Source organism: Streptomyces sp. ITFR-6 (genome assembly GCF_031844725.1).
Classification (GTDB): Bacteria; Actinomycetota; Actinomycetes; order Streptomycetales; family Streptomycetaceae; genus Streptomyces.
Map to the genome: position 1 here is coordinate 3,469,934 of NZ_CP134612.1, position 13,564 is coordinate 3,483,497.

17 protein-coding genes are annotated in these 13,564 nt (G+C 71.4%); 13 read left to right on the forward strand and 4 right to left on the reverse strand.

Annotated features, from left to right (window positions below):
- The first annotated feature begins 13 nt into the window (after positions 1-13).
- From RLT59_RS15620 to RLT59_RS15655, 8 genes are read left to right on the forward strand one after another with little or no spacing between them, the layout of a single operon-like run.
- Positions 14-1,585, forward strand: coding sequence for a sensor histidine kinase (locus RLT59_RS15620; RefSeq protein ID WP_311303957.1), 1,572 nt, complete (start codon positions 14-16; stop codon positions 1,583-1,585).
- Complete coding sequence (locus RLT59_RS15625) at positions 1,582-2,028, forward strand: roadblock/LC7 domain-containing protein (protein WP_311303958.1); 447 nt, start codon at positions 1,582-1,584, stop codon at positions 2,026-2,028. The genes RLT59_RS15620 and RLT59_RS15625 overlap by 4 nt, the downstream gene beginning before the upstream one ends.
- Positions 2,025-2,390: a DUF742 domain-containing protein gene (locus tag RLT59_RS15630; protein ID WP_073732868.1), complete on the forward strand. Its 366-nt coding sequence runs from the start codon at positions 2,025-2,027 to the stop codon at positions 2,388-2,390. Before RLT59_RS15625 ends, RLT59_RS15630 begins: the two co-directional genes overlap by 4 nt.
- Entirely contained in the window at positions 2,371-3,033 is a 663-nt protein-coding gene (locus RLT59_RS15635) for a GTP-binding protein (protein ID WP_311303959.1), read from the forward strand. The genes RLT59_RS15630 and RLT59_RS15635 overlap by 20 nt, the downstream gene beginning before the upstream one ends.
- Positions 3,030-4,295, forward strand: coding sequence for a cytochrome P450 (locus RLT59_RS15640; RefSeq protein ID WP_399125494.1), 1,266 nt, complete (start codon positions 3,030-3,032; stop codon positions 4,293-4,295). Before RLT59_RS15635 ends, RLT59_RS15640 begins: the two co-directional genes overlap by 4 nt.
- Positions 4,292-5,542 (forward strand): cytochrome P450 family protein, encoded by a 1,251-nt coding sequence (locus RLT59_RS15645; protein ID WP_311303960.1) that lies wholly within the window; start codon positions 4,292-4,294, stop codon positions 5,540-5,542. The genes RLT59_RS15640 and RLT59_RS15645 overlap by 4 nt, the downstream gene beginning before the upstream one ends.
- A 35-nt stretch (positions 5,543-5,577) precedes the next feature.
- Entirely contained in the window at positions 5,578-5,943 is a 366-nt protein-coding gene (locus RLT59_RS15650) for an effector-associated constant component EACC1 (RefSeq protein WP_311303961.1), read from the forward strand.
- Positions 5,940-7,253 (forward strand): caspase family protein, encoded by a 1,314-nt coding sequence (locus tag RLT59_RS15655; protein WP_311303962.1) that lies wholly within the window; start codon positions 5,940-5,942, stop codon positions 7,251-7,253. Before RLT59_RS15650 ends, RLT59_RS15655 begins: the two co-directional genes overlap by 4 nt.
- Positions 7,254-7,317: 64 nt before the next feature.
- Here the strand turns inward: RLT59_RS15655 and RLT59_RS15660 are convergent, their stop codons facing one another.
- Positions 7,318-7,896, reverse strand: a complete 579-nt coding sequence (locus RLT59_RS15660; protein ID WP_311303963.1) for a TetR/AcrR family transcriptional regulator — start codon at positions 7,894-7,896, stop codon at positions 7,318-7,320.
- A 112-nt stretch (positions 7,897-8,008) separates the two neighbouring features.
- Here RLT59_RS15660 and RLT59_RS15665 point away from each other — a divergent pair, with 112 nt between their 5' ends.
- The 3 genes from RLT59_RS15665 to RLT59_RS15675 all read left to right on the forward strand — a co-directional run bounded on the left by RLT59_RS15665 (position 8,009) and on the right by RLT59_RS15675 (position 10,572).
- Positions 8,009-8,455, forward strand: coding sequence for an anthrone oxygenase family protein (locus tag RLT59_RS15665; protein WP_311303964.1), 447 nt, complete (start codon positions 8,009-8,011; stop codon positions 8,453-8,455).
- A 125-nt stretch (positions 8,456-8,580) separates the two neighbouring features.
- Positions 8,581-9,699: a phosphoserine transaminase gene (serC, locus tag RLT59_RS15670; protein WP_311303965.1), complete on the forward strand. Its 1,119-nt coding sequence runs from the start codon at positions 8,581-8,583 to the stop codon at positions 9,697-9,699.
- 165 nt (positions 9,700-9,864) lie between these two features.
- On the forward strand, positions 9,865-10,572 hold the full coding sequence (locus tag RLT59_RS15675) for a Uma2 family endonuclease (protein ID WP_311303966.1): 708 nt from the start codon (positions 9,865-9,867) through the stop codon (positions 10,570-10,572).
- 72 nt (positions 10,573-10,644) lie between these two features.
- Here RLT59_RS15675 and RLT59_RS15680 read toward each other — a convergent pair whose 3' ends face one another.
- Entirely contained in the window at positions 10,645-11,160 is a 516-nt protein-coding gene (locus RLT59_RS15680; RefSeq protein WP_311303967.1) for a GNAT family N-acetyltransferase, read from the reverse strand.
- 114 nt (positions 11,161-11,274) lie between these two features.
- Between RLT59_RS15680 and RLT59_RS15685 the strand changes: the two genes are divergently transcribed.
- A complete protein-coding gene (locus RLT59_RS15685) occupies positions 11,275-11,670 on the forward strand; it encodes a PPOX class F420-dependent oxidoreductase (RefSeq protein WP_311303968.1) in 396 nt (131 codons plus the stop codon).
- A 15-nt stretch (positions 11,671-11,685) separates the two neighbouring features.
- Here the strand turns inward: RLT59_RS15685 and RLT59_RS15690 are convergent, their stop codons facing one another.
- Positions 11,686-12,678: a YncE family protein gene (locus RLT59_RS15690; RefSeq protein ID WP_311303969.1), complete on the reverse strand. Its 993-nt coding sequence runs from the start codon at positions 12,676-12,678 to the stop codon at positions 11,686-11,688.
- Between RLT59_RS15690 and RLT59_RS15695 the strand changes: the two genes are divergently transcribed.
- Positions 12,677-13,450 (forward strand): GDSL-type esterase/lipase family protein, encoded by a 774-nt coding sequence (locus RLT59_RS15695; RefSeq protein WP_311303970.1) that lies wholly within the window; start codon positions 12,677-12,679, stop codon positions 13,448-13,450. The two genes, RLT59_RS15690 and RLT59_RS15695, sit on opposite strands and share 2 nt — an antisense overlap.
- On the opposite strand, the gene RLT59_RS15700 is transcribed toward RLT59_RS15695, so the two are convergent.
- Entirely contained in the window at positions 13,443-13,544 is a 102-nt protein-coding gene (locus tag RLT59_RS15700) for a type II toxin-antitoxin system HicA family toxin (RefSeq protein ID WP_311303971.1), read from the reverse strand. The genes RLT59_RS15695 and RLT59_RS15700 overlap by 8 nt on opposite strands.
- Positions 13,545-13,564: the final 20 nt, after the last annotated feature.

Below are 13,564 nucleotides of genomic sequence, written 5' to 3' on the forward strand. Positions count from 1 at the left end.
CCGAGGACTCCGCTTGCGCCCCTCAACCAGGCCGACCGCACTTGCCCTGCTGGCCACGGTCGTCATCACCGGGTCCCTGTGTCTCCGGGCGGCCCTCGCCGCCCCCGACTCGGCCAGGACCGCTGTGGCGTGGGGGGCCGGTGCCGCGGCCGTGCTGCTGTCCGCCGCCGTCGCCACCGCCGTCCACGCCCGTGCCACGGTGCGGCGGCTGCGGGAGGCGAACGCGGCCGAGAGCAGCCGGTTCACCGCGGAGACCTCCCGGATGGTCTCCGCCTCCACCCAGGAGGCCCAGCGGTTCACCGCCGAGACGGCGAAGCTGAAATCGGCCGCCGCCGCGGAGGCCGCCCGGATCACCGAACAGGCCGCGGCCGACGTCGAGCGCCTCACCGCGCAGAACGCCGCGCTCAAGGCCCGCGCCTCCCGCAGCGAGACCGAGCGCGCCGCCGCCGTCGCCGCCTGCGCCAACGCCGCGGGCCGGATGCAGGCGCTCGCCACGAGCATGCTCGCCGACCTGCGCGAGATGGAGCACCGGCACGCCTCGGAAGACGTACTGGGCGACCTGCTGCACCTGGACCACCGCACCGCCCAGGCGGGCCGGCTGGCCGACTCCATCGCCGTGCTGACCGGTGCGCGCTCCGGGCGCCGCTGGGCCAAGCCCATCGTCATGGAGTCGATCCTGCGCGGAGCGATGGGGCGGATCAGCGGCTACCAGCGGATACGCCTGCACTCCACCAGCGATGTCGCCGTCGCCGGGCACGCGGCGGAGGGCATCATGCACGCGCTGGCCGAACTCCTCGACAACGCCGCGAACTTCTCACCCCCCACGGCCGAGGTCCACGTGTACGTGGAGGAGGTGCCGGCCGGCATCGTGCTGACCGTCGAGGACAGCGGCCTGGTCATGAGCGAGGTGCAGCTGCGCCGCGCCGAGCGCGCCGTCTCCGCGGAGAGCCAGGATCTGACCGGCCTCTCCGGCACCCGGCTCGGCCTCGCCGTCGTCGGGCGGCTGGCCCGCAAGCACGGGCTGACGGTCTCCTTCCGGCCGTCGGCGCGCGGTGGCACGGGCGCGCTGATGATGCTCCCGCAGGAGGTCATCACCAGGACCCTGGCACCGGCCGTCGCCCCGGCCCCCGCACCCGCCCCGGAAGCCGCCTCCCCGAGTGAACCCGAGCCCGTCCACGCCCCGGTGGCCGACGAGCCGCCGGAGGCGGGCCGTACCGACAACCCGGCCGGAACCGGCCGTACCGCCGAGACCCCGGACGCCGAAGCCTCGGACGACTCCCGCACCCTGGAGTTCCTGCGCTCCGACTCCCTGCCGAACTCAGCCTCCGACACCACGTCGGACACCACCGGCGGCCTCCCCCGGTTCGGGGAGAGCGGGCTGCCCAAGCGCTCCCGGGGCCGCACCCTGGCCGCCGCGGAGTCCCGCGCCAAGGCCGCTGCCGACGGCAACGGGGACGGCGACGCGACCGACGGGGCGGGCTCCCGGCCCCGTACGTCCGGGCCCAAGGCCCAGGCAGCCCGCTTCAGCAGCTTCCGCCAGGCCGTACGGCCCAACTCCCCGCACCCGGAAGGCAACACCCGATGACCGCGACCACGGACGAGAAGCTCAACTGGCTGCTGGAGGGGCTCCTTGAGCGCACCCCCGGCACCCGCCACGCCCTCGTGCTGTCCAGGGACGGCCTCAAGCTGTGCCGCACCCCCGAGCTCTCCGTCGACCAGGCCGACCAGCTGGCCGCGATCTCGGCCGGCATCCAGAGCCTGTCGCACGGCGCGTCCATCGAGTTCGGTGACGGCACCGGCGGCGTACGGTCCGCGATGGCCGAGTTCTACGGCGGCGTGCTGTTCATCGTGGAGGCGGGCGCGGGCGCCCACCTCGCCGTCGTCGCCTCCGAGGACGCCGACGTCGGCCTCGTCGGGCACAACATGAGCGAGCTCGTCGAGCAGCTCGGCGAGCACCTCGTCGCCCCGCCGCGCGAACCCTCCGGGCCGCCCGGGGCCGCCGGGGCCCAAGAGAACGCGGCCGTATGACGCCCCGCCCGCGTCCGGGCCGGGACGACGACCCGGACCGGCTGTACACCCTCACCGGTGGCCGCAGCCGCTCCGACTCGGACGTCTTCGACCTGGTGACACTCGTCGTCTCGGAATGCGAACCGGCCCCCGGTATGCAGTCGGAGCACGTCGCGATCCTGCGCATGTGCGAACGGCCCACCGCGGTCGTCGAGATCGCCGCGAGCCTCGACCTGCCCGTCAGCATCGTGCGCATCCTGCTGTGCGATCTGCTCGACACCGGCCGGATCAGCGCCCGCCACCCTCGTACCGCACGCGTCGCGGACCGGCTCCCCGACCCCGACATCCTGGAACAGGTGCTCGTTGGACTCCGCAACCTCTGACCGTGCCGCCCTTCGGGCCACGGCCGACAACGGACTGAAGATAGTCGTCGTCGGCGGCTTCGGCGTCGGCAAGACCACCATGGTCCGATCCGTGAGCGAGATCCGTCCGCTCAACACGGAGGAGACGATGACCCGCGCGGGCGAGGCCGTCGACCACCTCGACGGCGTTCACTCCAAGACGTCCACCACCGTCGCCTTCGACTTCGGCCGGATCACGCTCGACGAACGCTCGGTGCTCTACCTGTTCGGCGCGCCCGGCCAGGAGCGCTTCTGGTTCCTGTGGGACCGGCTGTTCTCCGGGACGCTCGGTGCCGTCGTACTCGTCGACACCCGGCGCCTCGCCGACTCCTGGTACGCCATCGACCGGCTGGAGCACCACGGCACACCGTTCATCGTGGCGTGCAACGACTTCGGCGGCCCGCTCCACACCGAGCAGCAGATTCGCGAGGCACTGGCCCTCTCGGACGACGTGCCGCTCGTGGAGTGCGACGCGCGCGACCGGTCCTCCAGCAAGTACGTACTGATCACGCTGGTGGAGCACCTGCACGCGATGTCCGCCGCCCGCGCCGCGGGTGACGGACAGACCCTCGCCGCGGACGGCGGCCAGGCCCTCGCCGCCCTGACCCCGGAGTCCGCCCCGTGACCCAGTGCCCCCACGCGGACGCCACCGGCACCAGCACCGGCACCGGCACCGAGGCCGTCCACCTGTACGGCGGCCGGTTCCAGGACGAACCCGCCCGGCTCTACCGGGAGATGCGGCGCGACCACGGGCCGGTCGCCCCGATCGTGCTGCCCGGCGACATCCCCGCCTGGCTCGTCCTCGGCTACCGCGAGCTGCACCAGCTCACCGGGGACCCCGTGCTCTTCAGCCGGGACTCGAAGCTGTGGAACCAGTGGCCGGCCATCCCCGACGGCTGGCCCCTGATGCCGATGATCAGCCGGGAACAGCCGTCCATCCTCTACACCGTCGGTGAACGCCACAGCCGCCGCTCCGCCGTCATCAGTGACGCGCTGGAGGCGGTGAACCCGTTCGAACTCAAGGAGAGCACGGCGGAGTTCGCGGACGAGCTGATCGACTCCTTCTGCTCGGCCGGCACCGCGGACCTCATCGCGGACTACGCGATGCTGATGCCCGTACGGGTGCTGGCGAAGCTCTTCGGATTCTCCGACGAGAAGGGCCCCGCCCTCGTCACCGCGATGAACGACATGATCAACGGCGGGGCGACCGCGCTGGCGGGCCAGCGGCACATCGCCACGTCGGTGTACGAGCTGGTGGCAGAGCGGAAGGCCACCCCCGGCGACGACGTCGTCTCCCGGATGCTCGCCAACACCGGCGGCTTCACCGACGAGGACGTCTCCCGCGACCTCATGGTCATGATGGCGGCCGGCCACCAGCCCACCGCCGACTGGATCGGCAACTCCCTGCGCCTCATGCTCACCGACGACCGCTTCGCCGCCTCGCTCTCCGGCGGCCGGCACAGCGTGGGCGAGGCGATGAACGAGGTGCTCTGGGAGGACACCCCGAGCCAGAACATCGCCGGCCGCTGGGCCAGCCGCGACACCCACCTCGGCGGCCGCCCCATCAAGGCCGGCGACCTGCTGGTCCTCAGCCTGGCCGGCGCCAACGCCGACCCCCAGGTCCGCACCGACGGATCCACGCTCACCGGCGGCAACAACGCCTTCTTCTCCTTCAGCCACGGCGACCACCGCTGCCCGTTCCCCGCACAGGAGACCGCGGAGGTCATCGCCCGTACGGCGATCGAGGTCATCCTCGACCGGCTGCCCGACGTCGACCTCGCGGTACCGGAGGAGCGGCTGACCCGGCGCTCCTCCCCGTGGCTGCGCGGACTGACGGACCTGCCGGCACGCTTCACGCCCACCCCCGCCCTTGGAGGCCGGAGATGACCGCGACGACGACCGAAGTGCCGGGCAGCAACGACGAGCGGGAGCCCATCGTCCTGGACCCGTTCGTCACCGACCTCGACGGCGAGAGCGCACGGCTGCACGCGGCGGGCCCGCTCGCCCGGGTGGAGCTGCCCGGCGGGGTCCGCGTCTACACGGTCACCCACCACGCCGAGGCCAAATCGCTGCTCACCGACAGCCGCCTGGTCAAGGACATCAACATCTGGGGGGCCTGGCAGCGCGGCGAGATCCCGCTGGACTGGCCGCTGATCGGCCTGGTCAACCCGGGCCGCACCATGCTCACGGCGGACGGCTCCGAACACCGCAGGCTGCGCGGACTGGTCGCCCAGGCGCTCACCGTACGGCGGGTGGAGCGGCTGCGGGACGGCATCGAGGCGCGCACGAAGGTGCTGCTGGACCGGCTGGCGGAGCGCCCCTCGGGCGAGACGGTCGACCTGAAGGCCGAGTTCGCCTACCCGCTGCCGATGAACGTCATCAGCGAGCTGATGGGCGTCGACTCGGCCGATCTGCCCCGGATGAAGGAACTGTTCGACAAGTTCTTCTCCAACATGACGCCGCCCGCCGAAGTGCCGCAGATGATGGCGGACATCCACACCCTGTTCTCCCGGATCCTCGACGAGAAGAAGGCGTCCCCGGCCGACGACCTGACCGGCGCGCTGCTCGTGGCCTCGGAGAACGGCGACCACCTCACCGACGAGGAAATCCTCAACACCCTGAAGGTGATCATCGCCGCCGGGCACGAGACGACGATCAGCCTCATCGTGAACGCCGTCGTCGCCCTCCAGAGCCACCCCGAGCAGCGCCGCGCGGTGCTCGCGGGCGAAGTGAGCTGGGACGGGGTGATCGAGGAGACGCTGCGCTGGTCGGCGCCCACCTCACACGTACTGATCCGGTTCGCCACCGAGGACGTCGAGGTCGGTGACCGGGTCCTGCCGAAGGGCGAGGGCATCATGATCTCGTTCGCCGCCCTCAGCCGGGACGAGAAGCAGTGGGGGCCGACGGCGACGGAGTTCGACGTCACCCGCTCCCCCAACCGCCACATCTCCTTCGGCCACGGCCCGCACGTCTGCCCCGGCGCCGCGCTCTCGCGCCTGGAGGCGGCCGTCGCCCTGCCCGCGCTGTACGAGCGGTTCCCGGAACTGGCCCTGGCCGTCCCGGTAGACGAGCTGCGCAACAAGCCGATCGTCACCCAGAATGACCTCGTCTCGCTCCCGGTCACCCTGCGGTGAACAGGAGTTGAGGCAGAGCGGTCAACGCCGATCACGTGTGGGGGAGAACAGCACTGGAGCTGCGTCTGTGGGTCGAGGGAGCCGATCCGGTCGAGGATCTGGACGACTGGCTGAGCCAGGAATCCGGTCTTCGGGGGCGGGTCAAACCGGCTCCGGTGATCCCGGCGGCGGGTGAGCTCGGCGGGCTCCCCGAAGTCCTCATCGCGACGCTGGGCGCGGGCGGGGTGGCGAGCGCGCTGGCCACCTCCCTGGGCGCGTACCTGTCGCAGCCGAGGCGCCGGGCCGTACGCATCAAGGTGAAGGGTCCGCAGGGCCAGGAAGTGGAGCTGGACGCGCAGTCCGCCGACGACGCCGAGCGCCTCCTGAGGATCGCCCTGGGGCAGGCGGAGGAACGTCGGTGAGCGGTCACGGTATCGATCCGGCGCGCTCCCGCATCGTCCTTCTCAGCTCAGCCGCGTACGAGGACGAGCAGCTGGCGGACGTGCCGCAGATCGAGGCCAATCTGCGCGACCTGGCGGCCGTCCTCACCGATCCGGGCCTCGGCGGATTCCCCGCCGAGGTCTGCGTCACCGTCCCGCCCGGGGCGACCGGCCGGGCGATCGGCCAGGTGCTGCACCGGGCGGCCGATGAGGCCGAGGACCTGCTGCTGTTCTACTTCGCCGGGCACGGAATTCCGCTCGGCCGCTCCCACGAGCTCTATCTCGCCCTCCACGACACCGCCATGGACGCCGTGGAGTACAGCGCGCTGCGGTTCGACACCGTGCGCGGGACGTTCCTCGGCAGCAGGGCCAGGAACCGCGTGATCATCCTCGACAGCTGCTTCAGCGGGCGCGCCATCGGCACGACCCTGAGCGCCGGTCAGCAGGAGGTCCTCGGGCAGCTCGACATCCAGGGGACCTACACCCTCATCTCCGCCCCGCCCAACAGCACGGCGCTGGTCCTCCCCGACGAGGCGCACACCGCGTTCACCGGGCGGCTCCTCACGCTCCTGCGTGAAGGCGCCCCGCACACCGGTCCGTTGATCACCATGCAGGACATCTACCGGACCTTGTGGAGCCGGTTCACGGCGGAACGGCTGCCGCTGCCGCAGCAGCGGGGCACCGAGAACGCCGACCAGCTCGGGCTCGTACTCAACCGCGCGGCGGCCACCGGCCGGCCCCCCACCGGCCAGGATCTCCCGCCGCTCCCACCGCTCCCCCCTCGCCCGCCGGACCCCAGCGCCGAATCTCTGGCCCACCGGCACGAACAGGCCGCCGAGCTCCACGCGGACGGCCGCGCCGACGAGGCGAGCGCCTTGTACAAGGAGGTGGCCGAGGCGCGTAGCCGCGTCCTGGGACCCGAGCATCCGTACACGCTCGAAACCCTCGACAACCTCGCCGCCTCCTACGATGACGTGGGACGTACCCAGGAGGCGCTGCGCCTTCGGGAGTGGGTGGCCGAGGCGCGCACCCGGGTGCTGGGGCCCGACCATCCCGACACCCTCGCGACCTTCCACCATCTCGCCGCTTCCTACAGCTTCCTGGGACGTAACCGGCAGGCGGCCGACCTGGAGGAGTGGGTGGCGGCGGCGCGCACCCGGGTGCTGGGGCCGGACGACCCCGACACCCTCGACCTGCTGGCCGACTTCTACAGCGCCCTGGGGCACGTCCGGGAGGCGGAGGCTACGGAGAAGCGGGCGGCGGACGCCCGCGCACGCGTCGGGACGAGCTGACTGACGGAGGCGTGCGCGGGCACGGGTGACGCCGAGAGCGGTACCTGGACGACAGGGCACCGTGTCACACCACGGGGAGCCGTTCCACCAGCAACTCCACCCGCTGCTCGGTCTCCTCCGGCAGCAGCCGCCCCGACCGGGTCAGGGTCGCCACCCCGTGCAGGGACGCCCAGAACACCTCGGTGAACAGAGCCGGGTGGACGCCGTCCCCGGCGACGGAGCCGAGGCACTCCAGCAGCGCGGCGAAGGCGTCCTTGAGAGGTTCCGGGGTGTCCTCCCGCGCGTACGGGAGACCGCCGTCGAGCTGGAAGATGGCGTCGTAGACCGCCGGGTTGCGCGTGGCGAAGTCGAGGTAGGCGCGGGCCAGGGCGTAGACCCGCTCGCGCGGTCCGTCCGCGGCGGCGGTCGCGGCACGCACCGCCGCGGCCATCTCGGCGGCGCCCTCAAGGGCGACGGCGCCGATGATCTCCCGTTTGCCGCGGAAGTGGCTGTAGAGGACGGGCTGACTGTATTCGATGCGCTCGGAGAGCCGGCGAGTGGTGACCGCGTCCCAGCCCTGTTTCTCGGCGAGCTCGCGGGCCGTGGCCACGATGAGCCGCTCACGTTCCGCCCGTTCACGCTGCTTGCGTTCCTGTACCGACATAACTCGATCCTAGCACCGCTAGACAATCGGGCGGCAGTAGCGCTAGCGTTGAGCACATCACCTAGCGCCGCTAGAAATTGAGCGGGAACAACGGGAATCAAGAGGGGTCGTCATGATCAACGCACTTGAGGTCGTCACCACCGTGTCCGTCGGAATGATGGTGGGGGTGGAGTTCTCCGTCGCCTTCGTCATGAACCGGATCTTCAGCGCGCTCCCCGAGGACAGCGGCCAAATGGCCCGTGCCCACGGGGGCCGGATGCTCGGCGCCGTGATGCCGGTCTGGTACATCAGCTCGGTCGTCCTCGTCGCGATCCGGGCCGTCGCCGGATGGCACGACTCCGGCACCGGCCTCGCCGTCATCTCCGGCGCGCTGCTGATGGTGAGCGTGCTCATGTCGATCCTGCTGCTCGTCCCGATCAACAACCGGAGCAAGACGTGGACCCCCGAGAACCGGCCCGCCGACTGGAAGGAGCAGATGAGCCGCTGGGACCGCTTCCACTACGCCCGCGTCGCCGTCCTCGTCGCCGCCCTCACCCTGCTCGTCACCTCCCTGCTCTGAGCGCACCGAGGGCGGCGAACCCCCTACCCCGCCCCACCTGGCGATACCGTCCACCGGTCGGATCCGGTGTCTCACCGGACGGACGCATTCGGTAGCCGCGGTGCGGAGCCGCTACCCTCCGAGTCGTGGCCGATATCGAGATTCCCGCTGACATCAAGCCCGCAGACGGACGCTTCGGCGCCGGTCCTTCAAAGGTGCGTACGGAGGCGCTCGACGCGCTGGCCGCCACCGGAACATCGCTCCTCGGCACGTCCCACCGCCAGGCCCCGGTGAAGAACCTGGTCGGCGCGGTACGGGACGGAGTGCGCGACCTCTTCTCCCTCCCCGAGGGGTACGAGGTGATCCTCGGCAACGGCGGCTCCACCGCCTTCTGGGACATCGCGACGCACGGTCTGATCGAGTCGAAGTCCCAGCACCTCAACTTCGGCGAGTTCTCCTCGAAGTTCGCGAAGGCCGCCAAGCTCGCCCCGTGGCTGGCCGACCCGACCGTGATCGCCTCGGACCCGGGCACCCACCCGGACCCGGAGGCCGAGGCGGGCGTCGACGTGTACGCCCTCACCCACAACGAGACCTCGACCGGTGTCGCCGCGCCCATCAAGCGCGTCACGGGCGCCGACGCGGGCTCCCTGGTCCTGGTGGACGCCACCTCCGGCGCGGGCGGCCTGCCGGTCGACGTGACCGAGACCGACGTCTACTACTTCGCCCCGCAGAAGTCCTTCGCCTCCGACGGCGGCCTCTGGATCGGGATCTTCTCCCCGGCGGCCCTGGAGCGCGCGGCCCGTATCCACGCGTCCGGCCGGCACGTACCGGAGTTCTTCTCGCTGCCGACCGCGATCGACAACTCCCTCAAGAACCAGACGTACAACACCCCGGCCCTGGCCACGCTGTTCCTCCTGAACGAGCAGCTGACCTGGATGAACACCCAGGGCGGCCTGGACTTCACCACCGGCCGCGCGGCCGCCTCCTCCGGCCACCTGTACGGCTGGGCCGAGGAGTCCAAGTACGCCACCCCGTTCGTCACGGACCCGGCCAAGCGCTCGCAGGTCATCGGCACGATCGACTTCGCGGACGAGATCGACGCCACCGCCGTCGCCAAGGCCCTGCGCGCCAACGGCATCGTCGACACGGAGCCGTACCGCAAGCTGGGCCGCAACCAGCTGCGCGTGGCGATGTTCCCGGCGATCGACCCGTCGGACGTCCAGGCACTGACGGCGTGCATCGACTACGTCATCGAGAAGCTGTAGCTGTAGCTCCACCGCTGACGCGTCCGGAACGGCCCTGCACACGTGACCACGTGCGCAGGGCCGTTTCTGCTTCACTCGGCCGAGTGGCGCGGTGCGCGCGGGCCGCAAAAGGGGGCGCATTCCAACGATGCTGCTCTGGACATCAGCCCTTTGAGGAGGCCCTCAATGTCTTCAGCAGCAGTCGAGCAGGCCCGTGACGGTGAGCCGGATCGGCCGGAGCCCGAATCGCTGCTCGAAAGCGCCAACCGGCTTTCGGGGAAGCTCTCGGAGCGGCTCCCGGGTCACCGCGTCGAGATCAGCGGGGGCACCATCACGGTGGCCCCATCGCCGGACGGCGCGCACGCCAATGCGCTGACCTCGCTCATGGTCCCCTTCCTGGCGGCAGGCCTCCACAGCGAGGAGTCCAAGGTCCTGCAGGCTGTCGGCGTCTGGCTGCCCGGCGGCCCCTCCGACTACGCCATCCCGGACCTCGCGGTCGTGGACGCCGATTTCGACAAGGGCGAGGCCAGGAACAACTGCTACGACCCCGGCGCCTTCCGCCTCGTCCTTGAGGTCACCTCCGGCAACTACCAGAACGACCTGCGGAACAAGGTCGTGGCGTACGCCGCAGCCAAGATCCCGGTCTACGTCATCCTGGACCGCAGGCACGGCCGCGTCCACGTCCTCACGGAACCCTTCGCCAGTGGGTACGACAACCACCAGGTGTACGCGCCGGGCCACAAGGTCACGCTCCCCGGCTCGATCGGCGCCGAGGTCACACTCGACGTCGCCGCCCTGGTGGCAGCGGGCCGCCCCCGCCCGAAGCCGGAGCCGTCACCGGAGCCCGCCGCCGAGCCGGGGACCGAGCGGTCGCCCGAGCCGTCCGAGAGCTGAGCTCATCGACGGATCAACAGGCGACCACCCCTGATCACGGAGCGCGCTGCGGCAGGCCCCGGACCCCGCCCCTCATCGCGCGTCCCGCCTCCACCGCACCTCGCCGTCCTCCCGCTCGTCGGTCCGCGCCAGCCCCGCGGAGGCGGCCACCGCCTCGGACGCCGCGTGGTCCGGGTGGATGTGGGCGACGACCGTGCGCACCGCTCCCCCGTCCAGCAGGTGCGCCACCAGGCCGGCCGCCGCCTCCTTGGCGTAGCCCCGGCCCTGCCAGCCGGTCCCGATCACCCAGGCGATCTCCGCGCGCGCACCGGTCACGTCCACCGTCGCCTGGACGTAGCCCGCGAGGCGGCCGTCACCGCGTACGGACAGCACCCAGTTCCACCACCGCTCGGCCGGGTCCGGCGAGCCCGCCGTCTGCCGTGCGTAGCGGGACCGCAGCGCCTCCGCGTCCTGCGGGGCGCCGCCCGTGAAGGTGTGCAGGGCGGGATCGGAGAGCACGGCCGCCATCTCGTCCGCGTGGGCCACCCGCAGCGGCAGGGCGTCCAGGCGAGGCGTGGCGAAGGGCGTCGGCCCGGTGTGTGTCGTCATCAGCGGAGGATCTTATAGCGGGCCCGGTCAGCCGTTCCGGTCGCGGCCGTGAAACGCCCGTTCGCCGGTCCGCCCGGGGATGACACGGCGCCTGGCCTGCGGACCATGGAAGGTATGGACACGATTGCCGAGCTCAAGCCGTTCGTGAAGCAGTACGCCGTCCTGCTCAGCACCCGTCGGCAGGACGGTACGCACGTCGACACCCCGGTCAACATCGCCGTCGGGGGCGACCACGCGTACATCCGTACGTTCTCCTCGGCCTGGAAGGTGGAGCGGATGCGCAACCACCCCACGGTCCTCGTCGGCCCGTGCACGGTACGCGGCAGCCCGACGGGTCCGCAGATCACCGCCCACGCGCGGCTCCTCCAGGCGGGCTCGAAGGAGAACACGCACGCCGCCCGGATGCTGTCGCGCAAGCACCCGATCGTGCAGGGCGTGCTCGTCCCGCTCGCGCACCGGATCAAGCGCGACCGGACCCTGCATTACGAGATCCGCCCGATGGAGACGTGAGCGCCGTCCCGCGGATCAGCTCTTCCGGCGGCGCCTGCCCAGGAAGAGCACCAGCCCGATCACGGCCAGGACGCCCAGCCCGGTCGCCGTCGTGCCCTTCACCGGCACGCCGTCACCGCCCCCGTCACCGCCCGCACCGGCCGACGAGGGCGACTTCACCCCGGTACGGCCCGACTCGCCGCCGTTCTTCAGGTCCACCCGCACCACATCGCTCCGCTCACCCTCGGAGCCGTACATCAGCGCCGAACCGTCAGCCGTGTACGTGACCGACTCCGCCTGCCCCAGTAGCGGCGACTCGACCGAATAGTCCTTGCCGAGCCTGCCGTTGGCGAACACGTAGCCGCGCGCGCTGAAGTACGAGCGCAGCACCAGCTCCTTCCCGTCCGGTGAGAACGCCCCGTCCGTCACCCACGGCACCTCGCCGACCCGCCGGAAGATGTTGTCCGAACCGGCCGTGAGCTTCGCCGGGCCCTCGTAGAGCCCGCCGCCGCCCTCCTTCTTCGAGGCGATGTACACCCGCCCGGTCTTCGGGTGGACCATCAACGCCTCCGCGTTGCGCGGCCCGTCCGCGTACTTCACGTCGAACTGCGTCGCGCGGACCGTCGCGTCCCGCAGCACCTTCGGCTCGGGGAAGCGGTAGATCCAGACGTGGTCCCAGCTGCCGTTGAGGTTGTCCCCGATGTCACCGACGTACAGATTCCCGTCCGGTCCGAGCGAGATCGCCTCCACGTCGCGCGGCTCACCGACGCCCTTCATGGTGATCGTCGCGACGGTCTTCCCGGTCCGGGAGTCGACGGCGTAGACGTACGGCCCGTCGTCGCTGTCGTTGTGCGTCCAGTAGATCCCCGGATGGGCGCGGCTGGCGGCCAGTCCGCTGGACTCGGTGATCCTCGGGTCCTTGATCGTGAAGCTGCGGTCGGCCCCGCCGTCGTCGGCCACGGCGGGCACCGCCGCCGCGAGGGAGAGGAGCGCGGCGGCGCCGAAGGCAGTCAGTCGATACGAGCGCATGGCACAAGTGTCCATCGTCACGTCGCAGGCCGAAGCCATGATCGGCCATGATGACGCCATGCGTTTCATGTTCGTCGGCGATTCCATGACCATCGGGCGCGCCGGCGACTTCACCTGGCGCTACCGCATGTGGCAGCACCTCGAAGCGTCCTTCGACGCCCCGTACGCAATCGTCGGCCCCCGCACCGGGCTGTACGACACCGCCACGGGCACCCCCGTCTCCCACGCGTACGGCGCCCCCGCCTTTCCCGCCGGGGCCCGCGCGCACCTGGCCGGCTGGGGCGAGGGCTGGCTGCACATGGCCCCGGTCATCGCGGACACGGTCACCGCCCATCGCGCGGACATCCTGCTCGTCTCGCTCGGCCTGATAGACCTCGGGTTCTACACGGACAGCGAGCAGACCGCCCGCAACGCCCGCGCCTTCCTCGCGGCGGCCCGCACCGCGAACCCGCACATCAGGTGCGTGCTGCTCCCCGTCATACCGAACATCCGGGCCGAGACCGACGCCCCCTTCGCCGCCGAGTGCGCCCGCTTCAACGAACTCCTCGCCAAGACCGTGGCCGACCTCGACGAACCGTCGTCCCCGCTCCTGCTGGCCTCCCGCCCGCCGGGGTACGACATCCACACGGACACCTACGACGGCACGCATCCCGGCCCGTCCGGCGAACACCGGCTCGCGGCCGCCTACGCCGACGCGATGCACCAGGCGTGGGGGCTGGGCGGGGCCTACGCCCCGGCGGCGGACCGGTCTCCTGCCCGCGCGGCTACTTGAGGAAGCCGGCGAGTTCGTCCACCGTCCAGTCGGCCTGCCGCAGAATGGAGCGCAACGTGCCGGGAGCGAGAGAGCGGTGCAGCGGAACGATCACGGTGCGGTCGTCTCTGCGCT

What these genes read in the sequence shown, in the direction of transcription:
- RLT59_RS15625 (WP_311303958.1), top strand. Translation starts at nt 1,582, where the DNA reads ATGACCGCGACCACGGACGAGAAGCTCAACTGGCTGCTGGAGGGGCTC.
- RLT59_RS15630 (WP_073732868.1), top strand. Translation starts at nt 2,025, where the DNA reads ATGACGCCCCGCCCGCGTCCGGGCCGGGACGACGACCCGGACCGGCTG.
- RLT59_RS15645 (WP_311303960.1), top strand. Translation starts at nt 4,292, where the DNA reads ATGACCGCGACGACGACCGAAGTGCCGGGCAGCAACGACGAGCGGGAG.
- RLT59_RS15660 (WP_311303963.1), bottom strand. Translation starts at nt 7,896, where the DNA reads ATGTCGGTACAGGAACGCAAGCAGCGTGAACGGGCGGAACGTGAGCGG.
- RLT59_RS15665 (WP_311303964.1), top strand. Translation starts at nt 8,009, where the DNA reads ATGATCAACGCACTTGAGGTCGTCACCACCGTGTCCGTCGGAATGATG.
- RLT59_RS15675 (WP_311303966.1), top strand. Translation starts at nt 9,865, where the DNA reads ATGTCTTCAGCAGCAGTCGAGCAGGCCCGTGACGGTGAGCCGGATCGG.
- RLT59_RS15680 (WP_311303967.1), bottom strand. Translation starts at nt 11,160, where the DNA reads ATGACGACACACACCGGGCCGACGCCCTTCGCCACGCCTCGCCTGGAC.
- RLT59_RS15685 (WP_311303968.1), top strand. Translation starts at nt 11,275, where the DNA reads ATGGACACGATTGCCGAGCTCAAGCCGTTCGTGAAGCAGTACGCCGTC.
- RLT59_RS15695 (WP_311303970.1), top strand. Translation starts at nt 12,677, where the DNA reads ATGGCACAAGTGTCCATCGTCACGTCGCAGGCCGAAGCCATGATCGGC.
- RLT59_RS15690 (WP_311303969.1), bottom strand. Translation starts at nt 12,678, where the DNA reads ATGCGCTCGTATCGACTGACTGCCTTCGGCGCCGCCGCGCTCCTCTCC.